This is a genomic window from Candidatus Goldiibacteriota bacterium HGW-Goldbacteria-1 (assembly GCA_002839855.1).
Lineage (GTDB): Bacteria > Oederibacteriota > PGYV01 > PGYV01 > PGYV01 > PGYV01.
In genome coordinates this window covers 228,182-247,655 of sequence record PGYV01000005.1, presented here as the reverse complement: position 1 = coordinate 247,655, position 19,474 = coordinate 228,182, and the positions used below count along the sequence as shown (strand labels likewise).

General features: G+C 42.3%; 17 protein-coding genes. All 17 read left to right on the top strand.

The annotated features are described in order from the left end of the window. The first annotated feature begins 4 nt into the window (after positions 1-4). The 17 genes from lptC (at position 5) to CVV21_06980 (ending at position 19,455) form a co-directional block, all read left to right on the top strand. The gene (gene lptC, locus CVV21_07060; protein PKL91778.1) at positions 5-532 is read left to right on the top strand and encodes an LPS export ABC transporter periplasmic protein LptC; all 528 of its coding nucleotides are present in this window, start codon (positions 5-7) and stop codon (positions 530-532) included. Further along, entirely contained in the window at positions 529-1,401 is an 873-nt protein-coding gene (locus tag CVV21_07055; protein ID PKL91777.1) for a hypothetical protein, read from the top strand. Before lptC ends, CVV21_07055 begins: the two co-directional genes overlap by 4 nt. After that, a complete protein-coding gene (lptB, locus tag CVV21_07050; GenBank protein PKL91776.1) occupies positions 1,388-2,125 on the top strand; it encodes an LPS export ABC transporter ATP-binding protein in 738 nt (245 codons plus the stop codon). The genes CVV21_07055 and lptB overlap by 14 nt, the downstream gene beginning before the upstream one ends. Further along, a complete protein-coding gene (locus tag CVV21_07045) occupies positions 2,122-4,146 on the top strand; it encodes a hypothetical protein (protein ID PKL91775.1) in 2,025 nt (674 codons plus the stop codon). The genes lptB and CVV21_07045 overlap by 4 nt, the downstream gene beginning before the upstream one ends. Beyond that, on the top strand, positions 4,136-5,101 hold the full coding sequence (locus CVV21_07040) for a hypothetical protein (protein PKL91774.1): 966 nt from the start codon (positions 4,136-4,138) through the stop codon (positions 5,099-5,101). The genes CVV21_07045 and CVV21_07040 overlap by 11 nt, the downstream gene beginning before the upstream one ends. A gap of 2 nt (positions 5,102-5,103) precedes the next feature. Further along, on the top strand, positions 5,104-7,683 hold the full coding sequence (gene clpB / locus CVV21_07035) for an ATP-dependent chaperone ClpB (GenBank protein ID PKL91860.1): 2,580 nt from the start codon (positions 5,104-5,106) through the stop codon (positions 7,681-7,683). Between the two features lie 26 nt (positions 7,684-7,709). Further along, a complete protein-coding gene (locus tag CVV21_07030; GenBank protein ID PKL91773.1) occupies positions 7,710-10,367 on the top strand; it encodes a hypothetical protein in 2,658 nt (885 codons plus the stop codon). Further along, a complete protein-coding gene (locus CVV21_07025; protein PKL91772.1) occupies positions 10,364-10,777 on the top strand; it encodes a hypothetical protein in 414 nt (137 codons plus the stop codon). The genes CVV21_07030 and CVV21_07025 overlap by 4 nt, the downstream gene beginning before the upstream one ends. Before the next feature lie 83 nt (positions 10,778-10,860). After that, positions 10,861-12,294 (top strand): hypothetical protein, encoded by a 1,434-nt coding sequence (locus CVV21_07020; protein ID PKL91771.1) that lies wholly within the window; start codon positions 10,861-10,863, stop codon positions 12,292-12,294. Further along, a complete protein-coding gene (locus CVV21_07015) occupies positions 12,291-13,514 on the top strand; it encodes a ribulose 1,5-bisphosphate carboxylase (protein PKL91770.1) in 1,224 nt (407 codons plus the stop codon). Before CVV21_07020 ends, CVV21_07015 begins: the two co-directional genes overlap by 4 nt. An 81-nt stretch (positions 13,515-13,595) precedes the next feature. Continuing rightward, a complete protein-coding gene (locus CVV21_07010) occupies positions 13,596-14,468 on the top strand; it encodes a hypothetical protein (GenBank protein PKL91769.1) in 873 nt (290 codons plus the stop codon). Next, positions 14,456-15,157 carry a hypothetical protein gene (locus tag CVV21_07005; protein PKL91768.1) on the top strand — a complete coding sequence of 234 codons (702 nt, stop codon included), beginning with the start codon at positions 14,456-14,458 and terminating at the stop codon, positions 15,155-15,157. Before CVV21_07010 ends, CVV21_07005 begins: the two co-directional genes overlap by 13 nt. Next, positions 15,157-16,488: a hypothetical protein gene (locus CVV21_07000; GenBank protein ID PKL91767.1), complete on the top strand. Its 1,332-nt coding sequence runs from the start codon at positions 15,157-15,159 to the stop codon at positions 16,486-16,488. Before CVV21_07005 ends, CVV21_07000 begins: the two co-directional genes overlap by 1 nt. Then, positions 16,485-17,036 carry a hypothetical protein gene (locus tag CVV21_06995; protein ID PKL91766.1) on the top strand — a complete coding sequence of 184 codons (552 nt, stop codon included), beginning with the start codon at positions 16,485-16,487 and terminating at the stop codon, positions 17,034-17,036. Before CVV21_07000 ends, CVV21_06995 begins: the two co-directional genes overlap by 4 nt. Positions 17,037-17,095: 59 nt before the next feature. Further along, positions 17,096-17,533 carry a hypothetical protein gene (locus CVV21_06990; protein PKL91765.1) on the top strand — a complete coding sequence of 146 codons (438 nt, stop codon included), beginning with the start codon at positions 17,096-17,098 and terminating at the stop codon, positions 17,531-17,533. Positions 17,534-17,555: 22 nt separating this feature from the next. Beyond that, positions 17,556-18,518, top strand: a complete 963-nt coding sequence (locus CVV21_06985) for a hypothetical protein (protein ID PKL91764.1) — start codon at positions 17,556-17,558, stop codon at positions 18,516-18,518. A 4-nt stretch (positions 18,519-18,522) separates the two neighbouring features. After that, positions 18,523-19,455 carry a hypothetical protein gene (locus tag CVV21_06980; protein PKL91763.1) on the top strand — a complete coding sequence of 311 codons (933 nt, stop codon included), beginning with the start codon at positions 18,523-18,525 and terminating at the stop codon, positions 19,453-19,455. Positions 19,456-19,474 lie beyond the last annotated feature (19 nt).

Sequence of the window (19,474 nt, the reverse complement as noted above, 5' to 3'; positions counted from 1 at the left end):
ACTGATGTTGGTTTTAATAGCAACGCTGTTTCCCGGCTGCGGCAGGGAAAAAAAGATAAAACCCAGCCTGCCTGTGGGTGATAAAGCAGATTCTGTTCCGAATTTTGTCATGGAAAACTTTACTTTAAAGTCGGCACAGAAGGGCGAAGTGAAATGGGAAGTAAACGCCAAAGGCGCCCAAATATTTGAACTTAAAAAGAAGGCGTACGCCCAGGGTTTTGTGATGAACTACCTTGACGAAGCAAACAGTAAAACGGTATTATACGGCGACCGCGCAATTATTAATACCGACACCAATTTTATGGAAATAACAGGCAATGTTAAAGCTATATCCGGCGACGGGGCGGTTATAGAAACGCAGAAACTATTCTGGGATGACAGGCTTAAAAAAATGTATACGGAAGAAGCAGTAAAGGTTACAAGGGACGGTACGGTATTAAGGGGCATAGGGCTTGAAAGCGACGCCGGTTTTAAGAATCTGGAGATAAAGAAACAGGTCAGGTTAAAAGCGGTGGATGTGGGAGAGCAATGAAAAAAGCGGCGGCTGTAATTATTCTTTTTGTTTTTGCGGGCTGTTTTAAGATAGACGACGCGAAGTATGAAAATGAGTATTTTAAAAATGTCTCTGAAAGAATACAGGAAGCAAAAAAGACAGGGGAAGATGCAGCCCCTGTTCCGGGATTAACACCGGCAGCGGATAAAACACCATCTGCGCTTCCTGTGAAAGTGACTGCGGCGGCGAAAGTTCAGCCGGTAAAGACGGCGGCACCACCGGTAAAAAAGAAGCCGCGCGTAAAAGAACTTAACATAAGCGCTGATAATATGAAATTTTCCGTGGAAGATAAAATGGCGGTCTTTGCAGGTGATGTGATAATAAATGCCGCGGGCGCACGTGTTTCTGCCGACAGGCTTAAAAGCAGGGATTACAAAAAAAGCGCGGAAGCTGACGGAAATGTAAAGGTTTTTTACAAAGAGTACGGGCTTAACCTGACGTCAAAGAAACTGTTTTATGCCGACGGGTTAAATATCATAACGGTTTCTGATAAGGTAAAAGCGGTAAAAAATACGGCGGACGGAAATACAATCACCATCTACTGCGACGAGGCGGATTTTAATACGGTAATAAATGAGATAAAAGCGAAAAAAATCACTAACCGCGTAAGGATGGAATTTCAGGACATTGTGGCTTTTGCGGATATTGTAATATATAACGATGAGAAAAAAGAACTTGAACTGACCGGTAAACCTATTTTTAAAAGAAAAAAGAGTTTGTTTTTTTCTGACAGGGCGGTAATAGACACCAATACAAAAAAGATAAAACTTCAGGATAATATCTGGTCTAAAATATATTATTCAGACGCTGAAAAAGCGCGCAGGGAGGTACAAAATGAAACACCTTAAAACTGAACACCTTGTAAAAACGTATAATAAAAAACGCGTGGTAAATGACGTATGTGTTGATGTAAAGCAGGGCGAAATAGTGGGGCTTTTAGGGCCTAACGGCGCCGGCAAGACCACCACTTTTTATATGGTCCTTGGCGTAATTCAGCCCGATGCGGGCGGTATTTTTCTGGATGATAAAGACGGCGGCCGCATGAATTTAACCGGAATGCCGATGTATAAAAGGGCGTTAAACGGCATAAGCTATCTTTCGCAGGAACCGTCAATTTTCAGGCGTTTAACGGTTGAAGAAAATATTATGTCTGTGCTTGAATTTATGGATATGCCGCAGGCGGATAAAAAACACAGGCTGGAACAGCTGCTTGAAGAGTTTAAAATCTCGCACCTTGCAAAGCAGAAAGCGTACACACTGTCGGGAGGGGAAAGAAGAAGGACGGAAATAGCCAGGTCGCTTGTCCTGTCGCCAAGTTTTATTCTTCTGGATGAACCCTTTGTGGGAATTGACCCCATAGCCGTATTTGATATACAGAACATAATAAGGGAATTAAAAAAGAAAAATATAGGTATTTTAATTACCGACCACAACGTAAGAGAGACTTTGTCAATCACCGACCGCGCTTACATACTTTATGAAGGTAAAATACTTCTTCACGGTCCTGCAGACCAGCTTGCCCACGATAAGAAAGCCCGCGAGATTTATCTGGGTGAAAAGTTTACTCTATGACACGCGTTTTATTATCGTTACTTATTTTATTGTCCGTATGCGTAAATTTAAACGCGGACAGCATGACGGATTTTTATTACGGCTCAAATCCTGAAAAGACTGCAGCGTATTATGTGATAAAATCGGCTGAAAGTCCTTCTAACAGGTCAAATTATTACTCGCTTGCGTCTGTGTATAAAGAATACGGTGAAAATCAGAAAGCGGTTGAAGCATACCTTGAAATCCTTAAATTAAACCCCGGCGAAGTCCGCGCGCACTTTGAACTTGCTAAGATGTATTATTTTATGGGTGATGCCGCAAAAGGCGAAGAAATGGTTAATGTACTTGAACAAAAACAGATGGCCAACTGGGAAGTTCTTTACTGGCACGGATGCATGCTTTTAGAAACCGGAAGATACGAAGAGGCTAAAGCAAGGTTTCTTCAGGCAATAGAGTCAAATAAATATAGAAATATTTCCTACATTAAAATGGCTGAAGCCTGCGAGAAAACCGGCGACATTGATAAAGCGCTGGAATATTACAAAGAAGCCATAAATAAAGACAAAATATACACCGAACTAAACCGGCGCATAGCGGTGCTGCATGAAAAGAAAGAAGAGTTTATAAGCGCTTATAAATATTGGAATAAGGTTATTGATGTTGATACAAAAGATACAGAAGCCAGGGAAAAAGCGCAGCAGTACGCGCAGCTGGTGCCTTCCATAAAACAGATGATTGATGCTGATAAACAGAGAAAAAAGACAGGGCGCGACACCTATAACCCTCCGGAAAAGCGGGGTATTAAAGGTTCAGAAAATTTTAAACAGGTGCGTGTGGGCATAATTAACGGCGCTGAAACGGTCAGCTTTAAACATGGTTCCGATTTTATGATAACAGGCGATGACAAAGAAGAACTTTTCAGGGGAAGCAAACTTATTGAATACGAGTTATCCATTGAAAAAAAGGGGATATTTATATCGGATGCTGACGGCAATTCAAAGACGCTTATAGGCAGGAATGCCGATATAAAGGCAAACAGTTTAAATGCCACTGCTGCCTTTTATAATATAGCTTACGGGCAGGGATTTTACTGGGCGGAAAAATCAGACACCACCTACAGGGGTGATTTTTCACTGATACTGCGTTCTGATAAAATAAATGTTGTTAATAATCTTAATATGGAAGAATACCTTTATGGCCTTATTGCCGCGGAAATACCTTCTGACTGGCCGGAAGAAGCGCTTAAAGCGCAGGCAGTATCGGCCAGAACGTATACTTTAAAACATTTAAACAGCCATAAAAAAGACGGTTATGATGTCTGCGCAACCCAGCATTGCGCGGTTTATAAAGGCGTTAACGGGGAAAGGGAAAGGACTGTTGCCGCCGTTGATGCCACGCGCGGCGAGGCGCTGTATGACCCTGATGATAAACTGATAAGCACTTTTTTTTCCAACTGCTGCGGCGGTCATACAGAAGATGTCTATGAAGTGTGGGGTTATAAAGTGTCAAAAAGCTTAAAAGGCGTTTATGACGGGGATTTTAACTGGAAATGGAAATTCCCGCTTTCTCCTTTTGACCTTGAAGAATATGTAAGAAGCATGCCTGATGTTTACTGCAAGGCCGAAGGCGCGAATGAAACAAGTTTCAGATGGATAAGGTATTTAAACGCGGAAGATTTTGAACGGTATGCTGCCAAACGAAAAGATATAGGCAGGATAAAAAAAGTGGAGCCTTTAAAAAGGGCGCGCGGCGGCGCGTTGACCCGCCTTAGAATTACCGGTGATAAAGGCAGTATGGAAGTTAAGTTTGACCCTATTCGCACCGTTATGGGCAAAATAAGGTCAAATGTGATAAAATGGGAATACGCATTGGACGAAGAAGGATATATAAGGTATATCTATATTTACGGCGCGGGCTGGGGCCATTCCGTCGGGATGTGCCAGCGCGGTTTAAGAGGTATGTCACTGAAAGGCAAAAAGTATAAGGAAATTTTAAGGCATTATTACAGGGGTTCGGTAATTAAAAAATTGTATGGAGAGTAATATGTACCCTATAAAAGTTAAGCCGATTTATAAGGATATGATTTGGGGCGGAAAAACACTTAAGGATTTTATGAAGGCGCCTGACGCAAGGATAGGCGAAGCCTGGTTTTTTGCGTCAACAGACAGCGTGTCATCCGTTATAACCAACGGAAAATATAAGGGCAAAAAGCTGACTGACACCGTAAAAAAACACGGCGAAGAATTGCTTGGCCCGGCTGTAAATAAAAAATACAGCGGCAGGTTTCCGCTGCTGTTTAAATTCATAGACACTGCCCACAAACTTTCTGTGCAGATACATCCCGATGATAAGATAGCGCGCAAAAAAGGGCTTAACTGCGGCAAGACAGAGATGTGGTTCATAATAGGGGGGCGTAAGGGCGGGGTTATCCAGGTGGGGTTTAAAAAGAATTATTCAAAAGAGAAAATAAAAAACGCGGCTTTAAACGGCGATATTCCGGAAATGCTTCGGGAATACCGGGTAAAACCCGGAGATTGTTTTTTAATACCGGCAGGCACCGTGCACGCAATAGGCGCGGGGCTGCTTATTTTTGAAGTCCAGCAGAACGCGGATATAACATACAGGCTTTTTGACTGGGGAAGGCTGGAAAAAGGAAAGCCAAGGCAGCTTCATATTGAAGAAGCCCTTATGTCATTTAAATTCGGCCTTGAAAAAGCGTTAAAAGAAAGCAGGTTTAAATCGCGCGGCGGCATGTCGTTAAGAAAACTTCTGGGATGCTGTTATTTTCAGTCCACGGAGGTAAAAACTTCCGGAAAGTTATCTTACATGGAAAAAGGCGGAAAACCCGTTGTGGCTGCCGTGATAGAAGGGGAGATGCGCCTTGAAGGCGGTAATGTTTTTAAAAGGGGCGATGTTATTTTTCTGCCGTATTCGTACCGCAATTATATAATTAAATTCAGTAAAGGGGCGCGGATAATATTTACGGAGGTGAAATAATGATTGATTTTGAAAAACTTACTGTAAAAGCGCAGGAAGCCCTTCGGCAGGCGCATTCAATTGCGTCGGAGTACGGGAACCAGCAGCTGATGCCGGAGCACATATTAAAAGCAATGCTGGCAGATGAAAGCGGGGCGGCGGCACAGGTGCTGAAAAAAACGGGGGCGGATTTATATAAAATAACAGGCAGTCTTGAAACAGCCATAAACAAACTTTCAAAAGTCAGCGGCATTTCAGAAGTTTATATTTCAAAAGAAACAGATGTCATGGCATCGGCAGCTGTAAAAAAAGCTGCGGAATTTAAAGATGAGTATGTAAATACAGAACACTTTATGCTTGCAATGGCGGATGATAAAAATTCCGCGGCAGGTAATGTATTAATAAATAACGGTGCGTCATATGACATAATATTAAAAGCCATGCGTGAAGTCCGCGGTGGGCAAAGGGTGACAGACCGGAATCCGGAAGACAAATACAGGGCGCTTTCAAAGTATGGGACAGACCTTGTGGCGGCTGCGGCGGCCGGAAAAATTGACCCCGTCATTGGCAGGGATGCCGAAATCAGGCGTGTAATGCAGGTGTTATCAAGGCGCACAAAAAATAATCCCGTTTTAATAGGCGAAGCCGGCGTGGGTAAAACTGCTGTAGCTGAAGGCGTGGCGGTGCGCATAATGAAGGGTGACGCGCCGGAAAATTTAAAAGACAAGCGCGTTATAGCGCTTGATATAAGTGCAATGGTGGCAGGGGCAAAGTACAGGGGTGAATTTGAAGAACGATTGAAAGCGGTTTTAAAGGAAATAAAAGATTCCGGCGGTAAAATAATACTTTTTATTGATGAAATTCACACGCTGGTAGGCGCCGGAAAAACCGAAGGCGCAATGGACGCCGCCAATATATTAAAACCGTCATTATCCCGCGGTGAATTAAGGGCAATAGGCGCAACCACGCTTGATGAATACCGCAGGTACATAGAAAAAGACCCGGCGCTGGAGCGCAGGTTTCAGCCTGTAATGGTAAATGAGCCGTCTGTGGATGATACAATTTCAATCCTTAGGGGGCTTAAGGAAAAATATGAAGTGCATCACGGCGTAAGGATAAAAGACGGGGCGGTTGTCGCGGCGGCAAACCTTTCAAACAGGTACATTCAGGGAAGGTTTCTTCCGGATAAAGCCATAGATTTGATGGATGAAGCCGCGTCCAAAATAAAAATGGAAATTGACAGCATGCCGGCGGAAATGGATTCCATAGAGCGCAGGTTAAGGCGGCTTGAAATTGAAAAAGAAGCGGTAAAAAAGGAACCCGGCGAAAAGGAAACCGCCGCCAAACTGAAAGAACTTACGGCAGACATAGAAGATTTAAAGGAAAAAAAGAACGCTTTTGGCGCGCGGTGGGGCAGGGAAAAAGAAGTGATAGAGAAAATGCGCGCCGCAAAAAAAAATATAGAGATAAAAAAACAGGAAGAAGAAAAGTTTGAACGCGAAGGAAACCTTGAAGCGGTGGCAAGGATAAGGTACGGTGAACTTGCGCAGCTGGACAAAGAAATAAAAGCCCTTGAAAATGAACTTGCAAAATTAACCAAAGAAGGAACCCTGTTAAAGGAAGAAGTTGACGAGGAAGACGTAGCGGCAGTGGTTTCGCAGTGGACGGGAATACCGGTATCCAAAATGCTGGAAGGCGAAGCCGGCAAGCTGATGAAGATGGAAGAAAATATTAAACAAAGCCTTGTAGGGCAGGACGGCGCGGTGGAAGCCGTGGCCAATGCCATAAGGCGGGCGCGCGCCGGAATATCCGAAGAGGCGCGCCCTATGGGGACTTTTTTATTTCTTGGGCCTACAGGCGTGGGCAAGACGGAACTTGCGCGCGCGCTTTCGCGTTTTCTGTTTGACGATGAAAAAGCGATGATAAGGATAGACATGTCAGAGTACATGGAAAAACACGAAGTATCGCGCCTTATAGGCGCCCCGCCCGGTTATGTGGGATACGAAGAAGGCGGGCAGCTTACAGAAGCGGTAAGAAGAAAACCTTATTCTGTCATACTCTTTGATGAAGTGGAAAAAGCGCATTCGGACGTATTTGATATCCTGCTGCAGGTGCTGGATGACGGAAGGTTAACTGATGGGCAGGGCAGGGTGGTGGATTTTAAAAATTCGGTTATAATTATGACTTCCAATATAGGCAGCGAAAAAATATCATCTTCCGGCGATAATGACAGTATTAAAAAAGAGGTGCTTGAAGAAGTCAGGCGGCGGTTTAAGCCTGAATTTATAAACAGGCTTGACGAAATAATTGTGTTTAACAGGTTATCAAAAGAAAACATATATGGAATAGTAAGGATACAGGCAGACGAGCTTAAAAAAAGGCTGAAAGAGAAAGGAATAATGCTTGAAATTGACGGGAATGCGGTTAAACTGATAGCGGAAGAAGGTTTTGACGAGGTTTACGGAGCAAGGCCGTTAAAGCGGATTATCAGGTCAAGGATAGAAAATGAACTGGCAAAACTGATAATATCCGGCAGCCTTACAGAAGGAAAAACGATAGTTGTGGAAGCAAAGGACGGTTTTTTAATTTCAAAGATTAAATAGGACGCTGAGAGGCGGAGGTATTAAAAATGAACAGGCTAATTAAAACAGCATCCATAGCGGTGTTATCGATACTTGTGATGAGAGGGGCAATAATGGCAAATACGGATATAACAAAAAAAGTGCTTCAGAACGGTGTTACAATAATTATAAAAGAAAACCACGCGGCGCCCGTAGTGGCGTGTAATTTCTGGGTTAAGACGGGTTCTGCTTATGAAAGCGATTCAGAAAAAGGAATGACGCATTTTATAGAGCACCTTCTGTTTAAAGGGACGCAAAAAAGGGGATTGGGGCAGATAGATAAGGAAATAACAGAGCTTGGCGGATACAATAATGCATTCACCACTTATGATGCTACAAATTATGTGATCGTGCTTCCTTCGGAACATGTTGAAAAAGCCCTTGAAATAGAGTATGACGCGCTTACCGCTTCAATTTTCGCTGAAGAAGAAATTAATAAAGAAAGGGAAGTGGTAATAACAGAGCTTAACAGGGGTCTGGATAATCCCCATGTTTTCACGTGGCAGAAGCTTATGTACAATTCTTTTGAAAAGTATTACCGCGACCCTGTAATAGGATATGAAGACAGGCTGAAAAATTTTAACAGGGAAAAAGTGGTGGATTTTTATTCAAGGCATTACGTACCTGAAAATATCATAGTGGTAATAGCCGGTGATGTGGATGCGGAAAAAACAATGGCTTACGCGGAAAACCTTTTTGGATCGTTAACGGCCAAACCGGGTTCCGGAGATAACGGAGTAGACCGGATTCAGGAAAGGGATTCGTTTACATATAATGCGTTTTCGGGTCAGATTGAAAGCAGGTATCTTGCGGTTTCTTTCAGGATACCTACGGCTGTCTCTTCAGATATGCCGGCTATAGAGGTGCTGGCGCGTGTCCTTGCCGGTTCTGAAAGCACTGTTTTGTACAGGACGCTTAAAGAAGAAAAACAGCTGGTGGATGAAATAGACGTAGATATCTTTGCGGGAAAGTCCGGCGGGGTAATTGCGTTTTTTGCCACAGTCAGGGAAGGCAAGTACGCGGAGACACTGAAAGAACTCTTTACGCTTATTGAAAGGGCAAAGACAGAAGCTGTAAAGCCCGAAGTGCTTGCAAGGGTGAAAGCGGACATGATGAGGGAAGAATCAAAAGAGAATATGAAAGTGGAAAATATGGCGGTTAACCTTGGCTACTATCAGATGCTTGGCAGCCACGAAATGTATTATACGTATTATGACGGGCTGCAGAGGGTTATAGAAAGCGATATTCCCAAAATGGCAAGCCGGTATCTTGACATAAAAAATGCCAATATTGTGCTTTATTATCCCGCGAAAGCAGAAACTGAATTTACCGGGATGCTTGACGCGGCAGGGATTAAAGATTCTGTAACTGTAATACCGGAAACGAAAATAGAAGGTGCCGGTGTCTTAAAGTCGGAAAAACTTAAAAACGGCATTCTCTTTATACATAAAAAACTTTCAAATACCGATATTGTCTCCGCTAAGTTTATGTTCACCGGCGGGCAGCCATATGAAAGCGCGCAGGAAGGGTATTACAGGGGTATTACGAACCTGATGATGGAAACCATGATGAAAGGGACTAAAACAAGAAGCGCATCCGCGATAGCGGAAGAAATTGATAATTTAGGCGCTGTTTTAATTAAGGATATTTCAAGGGATAGTTTTGGATGGGGGCTTGAATCCTTAAATTCAAACTTTGAAGGGCTTATATCGCTTTTTTCGGATATCGTTTTTAATCCTGCTTTTTCGCTTGCGGAGATTAAGAAAGAAAAAGCGGATATAGTGAACATGATAAAACGCAGAAAAGATAATCCTGCCGGTTACGCGATGAAAATATTTAATGAGACGCTTTATGAATGGCACCCGTACGGATATTCCGTGGCAGGCGAAGTTGAAACCGTAAACCGCATAAGTTCTTCGCTGATTAAAGAGTGGCACAAGAACAGGCTTATGCCTAATACCCTTGTGGTGTCTGTGGTGGGAAATATAGAGTACGATGAAGCGAAAAATATGGTGCAAAAATCTTTTGGTTCCTGGAAAAAAGGTAAACAGCCAAGCGCTAAGATACCCGTAAAAATAACAGAGCAGAAAAAAGAGAAACGTGAGACTTTTGACAAAAATCAGACACATATGGTGCTGGGCTTTTTGGGGCCTAAAACAGGATCCGGCGATTATTACCCGTTTAGGGTGCTGGATTCCGTTTTAAGCGGCGGCATGAACAGCAGGTTGTTTTCAGAGGTAAGGGATAAAAAAAACCTGTGCTATACAATTTATTCCATGTTTGACCGGACAGTAGAGCGGGGAGCTTTTAAGATATACACGGCCACATCGCCGGAAAACGAGCAGGCGGCGTATGACGCCATTCTTGAAATTCTTAATGATATTAAAAAGAACGGCATTACTGATGAAGAATTAAAGACCGCCAAGTCATATATCAGCGGTATGTATAAGATAGGCATGCAGGACTATATGGGCAGGGCCGATTCCTACGCGGCTTATGAAATACTTGGGCTGGGTTATGAAAATGTGGAGACGTTCCCGGACAGAATAAATGCGGTCACAAAAGAAGAGGTAAATGCTGTCATAGACAAATATTTTAAACTGGACGGCCTGACTAAAGCTGTTGTCGGCGCCGCGGTAAAGAAAAAACGGGAGGCAGGCAAGTGATAGAGATAAAACCCCTTAAAGGCAAAGATTTTGCGAAATACGGAAAAATTATCTGCCAGGAAAAAGAAAATGAAATATTCCAGGTGGTGCTGTCAGAACCCGCACAGACAGGGTGGAGGATAGGATACCTTGTAATGGGACCCGGGAAGACAGACAGCCTTGAAGCGCATCCGGAATCTTATGAGACTTTTGAACCGGTGTCAGGCACCGCAATAATGCTGGTGGCAGAAGAAAAGACGCCCGATAAAATAGAAGCGTTTTTGCTGGATAAACCGATATGCATAAATAAAAAGATATGGCACGGGGTAAGGGTACTGTCTGAAAAGTGCGAGATTAAAATAATGGAAAACTTTGAAGTGGAATCCATATTTCATAAACTTGAAAAAAATCTTGAAGTGGGTTTTGTATAAAATAAAATTCGGGTTATAAAGTTTAAAACGGAATAAACTTTTCTGTTTTTTAACTTGTTGCCTGTACCCCGGGGTGGTGGCAATTGCCGGAAAATAAAATTAGAAGAAATCTTTTGATGCTGTTATCGCTTCTTGCCGTTACGGTTCCTTTCTGGATGTCTGATATTGATATACGGGTGCAGTCGTTTCTGTATGATTCATCTTCCGGCGTATGGAAATTCGGCGGTAATTTTTTTGTTTTATTGCTTTATAAATACGGCACTTTAATACCGCTTGGGCTTGGTGTAATAGCGGCCGGTGCTGTTGCCGCTTCATTTTTTTCCGAACAATTCAGAAAAAACAGAAAACCGGCGCTTTTGTTTCTGTTTGTTTTTCTTGTGGGGCCGGGGCTTATTGTGAATGTTATTTTAAAAGGTTATATGGGTAATCCCAGGCCGCGTGAGGTTGTTGAATTTGGCGGCAAGTGGCAGTATTCAAAACCGCTTGTGCCGGGAACGCCGGGAAAAGGCCATTCCTTTCCGTGCGGACACGCCTCTGCCGGGTTTATGGTCGCGGTTATGTACTTCTATTTAAGGCACCGTGATAAAAACACAGCGAACAAAGTGCTTATTGCGGGCGTTTCTTACGGGGCTCTTATGGGTTTTGGAAGGATGGCGCAGGGAGCGCACTTTTTATCCGACGTAATCTGGGCGGGCGGCATTGTGATTTTGACGGCTTCGCTTGCGGATGACTTTTTAATAAAAACAGGTGATTTTGATTACAACCGTAAAAGAAGCGGTGCTTTAAAACCTGCGGGCATAGCGGCGGCAGTTATGGCAGTGGCGCTGGCAGGTTCGGCTTTTCTTTTTTCCACGCCTTTTTACAGGGAAAAAATATACAATTCGGCGGTGGCGCCGGATAATACGGTAAATATATACACGCAGCAAAGTTCCGTATATATACTTGCCGGTGAAAAAAGGGCCGTTGTAAAATCCGCTTCAAATGGATTCGGGCTTAAAGGCAATGATATTATGGATGATTATACTTATAAGGAAAAAGAAGGCGGCGGCGTAATTAATTACAGGGCGTCCAAAAAAGGCGTGTTCACAGAGCTTGTTGCGGATACAGAAGTATCCCTTCCGGATTCGTCGTACACGCTGAAAGTAGAAACCTTAAAAGGCGACATAAACTTTAACGCAAAGGGAATGTATTCCAGCCTGATTCTTTATTCCGCAAAAGGGGATGTTAATTTCACGGCAGAACCTGGCGCTGTATTTAATTCTGTTTTTTTAAAAGCCGCTGACGGCGATATTAAACTTAGAATTAAACAGGGCGCTGTTTTTAATCCCAACTCTATGCTGGTTATAAATGCCGCAAAGGGAAGGGTAATACTGTCAAATACGGGTAATTATTATGAAGGTATGTTTAAAGGAATTGACAAAAAGAACGGGGCGCTGGAAGTCAATCATTACGGCAAAGACGGCGCAAAAGCGTTTATAAACGCGGGTAAAAGAATTTATTATGACGGTGAAAAATGAGCCGTATTTTAGCAAAGTATTACATTGAAACACCTGATGATGCGGGTAAAACAGCATCTTTAATGGCCAAAATGCAGTCCACAGGCACGTGGAAAGATTTAGACGGGGAAGCGGCTCTGGCAGCCAGGTTTGGGGCAAAAGTTGAAAGCGTTAATATTACAGGTAATAAAGACAGTTATTCATTGCCGACAAGATATCCTGCCGGCAGGAAAGTTACATCTGCGGAAGTTATTATTTCTTATCCGTGGGAGAATTTTGGGCCTAAAATTTCCATGCTGTTGACCACAGTGGCGGGCGAGATATTTGACATGTATGAACTGACAGCCGTAAAACTTATTGATATTGAAATGCCTGATGATTTTGTAAATCTTTTTCCGGGGCCGCAGTTTGGAATAGAAGGCTCGCGTAAAATATCCGGCGCTTTTGGCAGGCCTCTGTTTGGGGCAATTACAAAACCGTGCGTAGGGCTTACGACGAAGCAGCAGGCGGAGCTGGCTTATCAGGCGGCAAGCGCCGGCGCGGATTTTATTAAAGATGATGAATTATTGGCTGACGCCCCATATAACAGGATTGCAGACAGGGCTAAAGCGGTAGGTATTGCCATGAAGAAATCTTTTAGGGAGACAGGCAAGTGCACCATGTACGCGGTTAACATAACCGATGACCCTGATAAAACGATGAAGTTCCACGATATAGTCAGAAAAGGCGGAGCAGGGGCTTTAATGTTTAATTCGTTTACCGGCGGGTTTAATAATCTCTGCGTGCTTGCAAGGCATACCAAACTTCCCATACACCTGCACAGGGATTTTGCCGCGGCATCACTGCGCAGTTCTTATATCGGCATTTCGCCGGTTGTATATGTAAAGCTTGCCAGAATGTGCGGAGCCGACCAGATACAGTGCGGCGGCCTTGGCGGATATTTATATGAGAGCGATGAAGAAATGTTGCAGTCCATGCGGGCGTGTACCGCGCCCATGGCAGGGCTAAAACCCGCGCTTCCTGTATCGTCCGGCGGCATGTGGGCGGGCAAACTGGCGGATAACTTAAAGAAAATAGGGAATAATGATTTCATGTTTCTGTGCGGCGGCGGCGTATTTGGCCACCCGGACGGCGGCTACGCGGGAATGCGATCGCTTTTTGAAGCGTGGGATGAATATAACGGCAGGCCGGAAGGAAATAATCTTAAAGCGGCAAAAAAAGCTTTTGAAACAGGTAAATAAATATTGCCTAATAATTTATATGTTGTTATTATAGAAAAAATGTCCGGGAGGCGGCGGTTTGTGCGAAAGTTATCAGTGGTATTGTTTTTTTGTTTGTTTTTTATTGTCCTGACGGCAGTAAACTACGCGGAAGATTCAGTTAAGATGAATGACGGGAAGAAGTATAAAGGCGTAATTCTGGATTATGAAAAAGGCATGTTTGTTATTAAAATTAACGGAAAGAAATATAATTTAAATGAAGACAGCATATCTGCCATTTACTGGAATTCAAGTGATGCTGAATTAAGCGGTGCTTTAGAAGGCGAAGTTTTTAAGGGTCCCGTGAACAGGCTGGGCTTTATAAAACTGACGGTGATGCCTTTTTTTGAAACGGTATCCGTTTTGAATGAAGAGTTTAAAAACACTTATAAGGGAAATATGAACTCGTTCGGTATTGATATTGGCTTTATAAATACAAAATTTCATACTGACGGTTCGGTTTCTTTAATGACCACTTCTTCGTCCGGAGTTCTTGAGTACGGTCAGCCGGGTTCGGCGCTTTCGGGCGTGACAAACATAACCACAACCAAGCATATGCTGATTGTGAATGCCAGAATAAAGATAATTATATCTGAAAGTTTCCCGCTTGTTCCTTATTGCTTGGTAGGGTTTGGGGGAGCGTTAATAAACGACAAACTTGACAATTATCCTTCATCTTCTTATGAACCTTATTGGTGGGAAACTGTTGAGGTTGAAAAAACCGCGGTTGATAAAACGTATATCGGTTTTGCGGGTAGGGTTTATGCCGGTGCTTACTATAATATAACAGAGTCTCTTTCAGTTGATGTTTCGGGAGGGTATTTTGCTATGACGCCTGTTGAATATAAAGATCCCGGGAGCAATTCGGAAGACATGTCCAAATATGCTCTGAATAACGGTATTTCTTTTAAAGGCGGTGTGGTATGGACCTTTTAAATAATAATTTTTTAACAAAGCTAAAGCACCGGGAAAAAAAAGGGAATTTGATTTTTTTGGCTTTATTAATGTTGGTATTTACAACATCCTGCGGCTTAAACAATGTTAAAAAGACAATTTACAGCGCGTCTGAATTGCCGTCTGATAAGGTGCTTGTTGTAGGCAGGGTGCTGTTTGACCCGCCCATGACAGAGGAATCGCAGTCGCTTGAAGGGCAGGAAATTTATAGGTACCTTATGATGTTTGTCTGTGATGAAAAATTAACACCGCTTAAGGAAGAAAATGAAATTTTCAGCCGTTTAGCAAAACATTATAGAATAGAGGGGTACCTTGATGATACTTTTTATGCGGTAAGCGAACCGGAGGCTTTTTACATTGAAGCCGGCGTTATGTATAAGAACATATATACGTCTTCCTGCGGATACAAATGCACACAGATTAATTATGAATATCTGTCATTCCCGGGCAGTTTTCATATTAATATCAAACCCGGGGACCGCGCCGTATACATCGGAACGATAATATACCAGAGGGATAATTTCTATAATGTAAAAAGAATCATTATAAGGGATGATTATGATAAAGAAATGCCGAAGTTCAGAAGGTATTTTGGTAATATGAAATTAAGAAAAGCCCTTATAAGAGAGCCTGCCGAAGATGCGATACTAAAAATAGGAGCCCCTTATTGATGAAAAAAAATATCCTTATATTTTTATCGTTATTACTGCCCGTTATATGTTTAAGTATGACAAAGCAGCAGATACTGCTGGGACAGGCAAGCGTGGTAATGGTTATAAATTATGACAAGAATGGCAGGGAAGCCGCAACGGGGACAGGTTTTTTTATCAATAATAAAGCGCATATTGTGACTAATCTTCATGTCGTAAAAGACGCGGAATCCGTGGGGATAAAAACCAAAGACGGAAAGACTTTTAAACTCTTAAAAGTGATAAATTCTGATGAAGATTATGATTTATTCATTTTTACTGTAAGCGGTATCAATTCAACTTCAAAGTATCTTGCCCTGCAGCCGGCGAAGCATGATGTAGGCGATTCGGTTATGGTTATTGGCAACCCGATGGGGCTGGAACAAACAGTATCAACAGGGATAATTTCCGCGGTAAGGGAAGATGACAAAGAATATAAAGAAGATTATGTGTATCAGATTACCGCTCCAATTTCCCCGGGTTCTTCCGGAAGCCCTGTGATGAATGAAAATGGCGGTGTTATTGGTGTGGCAACAATGCAGTATAAAAAGGGGCAGAACCTCAATTTTGTAATGCCTTCGGATAAACTTGTACCGATGACAAAAAAGAACGCTGGAATGGATTTTAAGGCATGGAAAGAAAAAGGATATTGTTTTGAGCCTGTGACATACAGGGCTGCAGTAAATTTTGGATACAGGCTTATAGATAAAGAAGATTACAAAAATGCTTTAAAAACCGCCTTTTCCTTAATTAAAAAACAGCCAAAGAAGAGCGACGCTTACAGGCTTGCCGCAAACGCGTTTTATGAACTTGAAAGAAACACAGAAGCCGAGAAGTATATGAAGATTGCGGTTAAGCTAAATCCCAAAAAAGAATATATGCATAACGCGCTTGGTGTTTTGTATAAGAAAATGGAATATTATGACCTTGCCGCAAAGGAATTTTATGAAGAAATTAAGGTGTCGCCGCAAGATGATGCGGCTTATTATAACCTTGCTTCGGTATATCTGATTAATAATATGCAGGAAGATGCCCTGAAGATACTTGATAAAGGCATAAAAACAGTTAAAAATCCTTCAGATCTTTATTTGAAACATGCTTCGATTCTTGTAGATGGCGGAAACAGGGATGTGGCTATTGAGAAAATAAAAAAAGCCGTGGAAGTTGACCCTTCCAATGAAGATGCACAGTATACTCTTGGTATTTTAGCCCTTGAAAACGGGGATAAGGCAGGGGCTTATGAGGTCAAGCGTATTCTGGAAGAACTTGAGTCACCGCTGGCAAAAAAACTTGGAGCGAAAATAAACCAATGAAAAAAACTACCTGTATTATGACAGTTCTTATTATTGCTATAATTATAAACGGCTGCGCCACTTCTCCGCGCGTAAAGGAGAGGGTTGATGCTGATACAGCTTTTATATATGGCAGCTTAAATCTTGACGGGCTATACACGGATCTTAAATGGGTAACGATTGAACAATACGAACCGCCTACGGAACACCCTTACTTATATGCATCCGTTAAGGGGAAAATATTTTTTAACCAGAATATTAAAAAAGGAGAGTATTGTTTAGGGGAAGTGGGAGACGTAGAGAATGATGTTCATAATATTTCCAATGATTTTGGATGTTTTGAAATTAAAAAACCAAAGCTGATATATATGGGTTCATATATGATTGTCCGGTATAAAAACGGAAAGAAAGAAATCCTTAACGATTATTCAGTTACAGAAACGGATGTTATAACCGGAATTCTTGATTGCACGGATACGGGTACTTTTTGGTATAATGAACTGGTTAAACGGCTTGAGAAATTGAATGATATAGAAGCAAGAAAGGTTAATATACCAAGGGTTGAATAATTGATTATATTGCACATGACAAAAGAGCAGTAATTTTAATATTGTAACCGGAGGAAATAATGTACTGCAGGCATTGCGGGAAACAGGTGGAAGAGGATTCAAAGTTCTGCAGATTATGCGGAGGGGCGCTTGCGGCAGCGCCGGAAGCGGTTAAACCCGTACAGAATATTTCTGTAAAGAAACAGGATGATGAAAATCCTATAGGCGAAGCCCCTTTTGTGGAAATAACCCCTGAAGAATACAGGCATATAACGTTATCGCCCGAGGCACGAAAAAGGGAAGAAAAATTAAAACGTGAACGTGAAGAAAAAGATAAAATAAACAGGATGCTGCGCTCTGCTGTTATAAGGGAGCTTCTTAAAGAGGGCCCGGGGGATAAGTGGGAAAAAGCGGAAAAAGAACAAAAATCAAAAAAGACGGGCGGCTCTCCCGTTGACCCAAGGATAAATATGTACAAACAGGCCATGGGCCTTAAGAAACCCGGATCTAAAAAATAAACAGGCTCCGTCGGAGGAAACCGTGAAAAAAATTCATATGATACAGGTTTTTATTATTGCTTTAATAATGGTGTCCTGCGCCGGCATTGACACCACTCCGGAACCCTTAAAACCAATACATCAGAGGCTGTATTCCCAAGATGCTGATGTAAAACTTATGGCTGAAAAGCAGTTTGAAACCTTAAGCGCTGATGACAAAAAAGAAGTGCTATTAATGACAGCCGCGCAGCTTGAGAAAGAAAGTGATGCGGACACACAGGTGCGTATTATTAAGGCGCTTGCGGATAACGGGGCAGGTTCTTATGTTATACCGTCGCTTATAAAAGCGCTTGCGGTAAATACAAAACTTACAATTACAGCCACTATAAATGACTTCATAAATAAAGCGCAGCCGGCAGAAGAAGAGATGGCGGAAAAGATAGCGTCATATCTTAATGAAGGTTCTTCTAAAGCAAGGCAGGCTGCTTATCTGGCGCTTGGTAAAATGTCGGTAAAGGCAAAAAAGGCGGTACCGCAGATAATTGACGCAATGCATAAATTTGGCTCTGACGCGGCTGAATACGCGAATGGTTTTGAAGCTCTTGCCAAGATTGATCCGGAAATAGCGGTTGCGTCCGCGATTAAAGACCTTGAAAATACGGCGGTGGATATCCGCAGGAATTCTCTTGAAAAACTTATTGGTATTCAAACTTATATGAACAGCAAATTACCTGCCGTTAAAGAGGTGGCCACCGCCCTGTTAAGGATTATATACAGCGAAGACAGCGGCCTGAAGAAACTTGTGGAAGAAAACATAAACACCGAAGATGCCGCGGCTATAAAGGCGGAAATGGATAAATACATGAAGACGGGCGCCCGTTTAATGGGCGTATTAAGCAAGACTCTTGGCGTAACAATGGATGATATATTCAAAGCGCAGGACGAACGACTTGACGGTAAATTAAAGAAGTTTTATGAAGATATAGGAAAAGAATACAAGGAGTAAACAATTGAAAAGGTTTTTAATACTTATAATCTGCTTATCAATTACTTTTGGTGTGTCTTTTGCGGCTGCTCCGGCAGAAGAAATATCCAAAGCAAAGGCATTCATACAGCAAAAAGAGTACAGGGCGGCGGAAACTATGTTAGCGGCAATGTGGGCGGAATTTCCCGATGACCCGCAGCTGCCATTACTTCTGGGATTAGTCAGCGAGAAAAGGGGCCTTTTAGAGGCGGCAGAGGACTATTATATACAGTCTATTAATATGGACGTAAACTTATTTGACGCGCATTACGGCCTTGGTGTGGTGTTATTTAAAGCCGGGGAGAAACAGAGGGCGGCAAAGGAATTTGAAAGCGCCGTACTTATAAATCCTGACAGTTACGACGCCTATATTAAGCTTAATCATGTTTATTCCGCGCTTAAAGACAGGGAACGGGCACAGTACTATCTTGAAAAAGCAAAAGAAATTAATCCCGCCTATGAAAAAAATTTAAAAATCAGCTCTGTCCTTATGTGGGCAACGACAATATTGCTTTACGGTTTTTTCTTACTGCGAAAAAACTATATTGTGGCGGCGGTATTTGCCCTTGTGACATCGGTTATATTTTTAATTGCCGGCCGTCATACAAACTCTGTCATTTATCTGGGAATGGCTTTTATTTCAGGATTTTTTATCTATAAAAAGCAGCTTAATGTTAAAAGTGAATCTGATAACAGAAAGCAGTCCGGGCAGGTAGTACAAAAAGACCTTGATGAAGCTGTTAAAAAAGCGTATCTGATATTGGGGCTTAAACAGGGCGCTACAAAGCATGAAATAAAAAATGCCTACAGAAAACTTGCAAAAAAACACCACCCTGACAGTAATGGAAACCCCGGAAAAAATGACGAGATGATAAAAGCGGTAAACGCCGCGTATTCGCTTTTAATAAAAAGACCTTAATAAATTGATAATAAAGTGT

What these genes read in the sequence shown, in the direction of transcription:
- CVV21_06990 (PKL91765.1), top strand. Translation starts at nt 17,096, where the DNA reads ATGTACTGCAGGCATTGCGGGAAACAGGTGGAAGAGGATTCAAAGTTC.
- CVV21_06995 (PKL91766.1), top strand. Translation starts at nt 16,485, where the DNA reads ATGAAAAAAACTACCTGTATTATGACAGTTCTTATTATTGCTATAATT.
- lptC (PKL91778.1), top strand. Translation starts at nt 5, where the DNA reads ATGTTGGTTTTAATAGCAACGCTGTTTCCCGGCTGCGGCAGGGAAAAA.
- lptB (PKL91776.1), top strand. Translation starts at nt 1,388, where the DNA reads ATGAAACACCTTAAAACTGAACACCTTGTAAAAACGTATAATAAAAAA.
- CVV21_07030 (PKL91773.1), top strand. Translation starts at nt 7,710, where the DNA reads ATGAACAGGCTAATTAAAACAGCATCCATAGCGGTGTTATCGATACTT.
- CVV21_07040 (PKL91774.1), top strand. Translation starts at nt 4,136, where the DNA reads ATGGAGAGTAATATGTACCCTATAAAAGTTAAGCCGATTTATAAGGAT.
- CVV21_07055 (PKL91777.1), top strand. Translation starts at nt 529, where the DNA reads ATGAAAAAAGCGGCGGCTGTAATTATTCTTTTTGTTTTTGCGGGCTGT.
- CVV21_07000 (PKL91767.1), top strand. Translation starts at nt 15,157, where the DNA reads ATGAAAAAAAATATCCTTATATTTTTATCGTTATTACTGCCCGTTATA.
- CVV21_07015 (PKL91770.1), top strand. Translation starts at nt 12,291, where the DNA reads ATGAGCCGTATTTTAGCAAAGTATTACATTGAAACACCTGATGATGCG.
- CVV21_07005 (PKL91768.1), top strand. Translation starts at nt 14,456, where the DNA reads ATGGACCTTTTAAATAATAATTTTTTAACAAAGCTAAAGCACCGGGAA.
- CVV21_07045 (PKL91775.1), top strand. Translation starts at nt 2,122, where the DNA reads ATGACACGCGTTTTATTATCGTTACTTATTTTATTGTCCGTATGCGTA.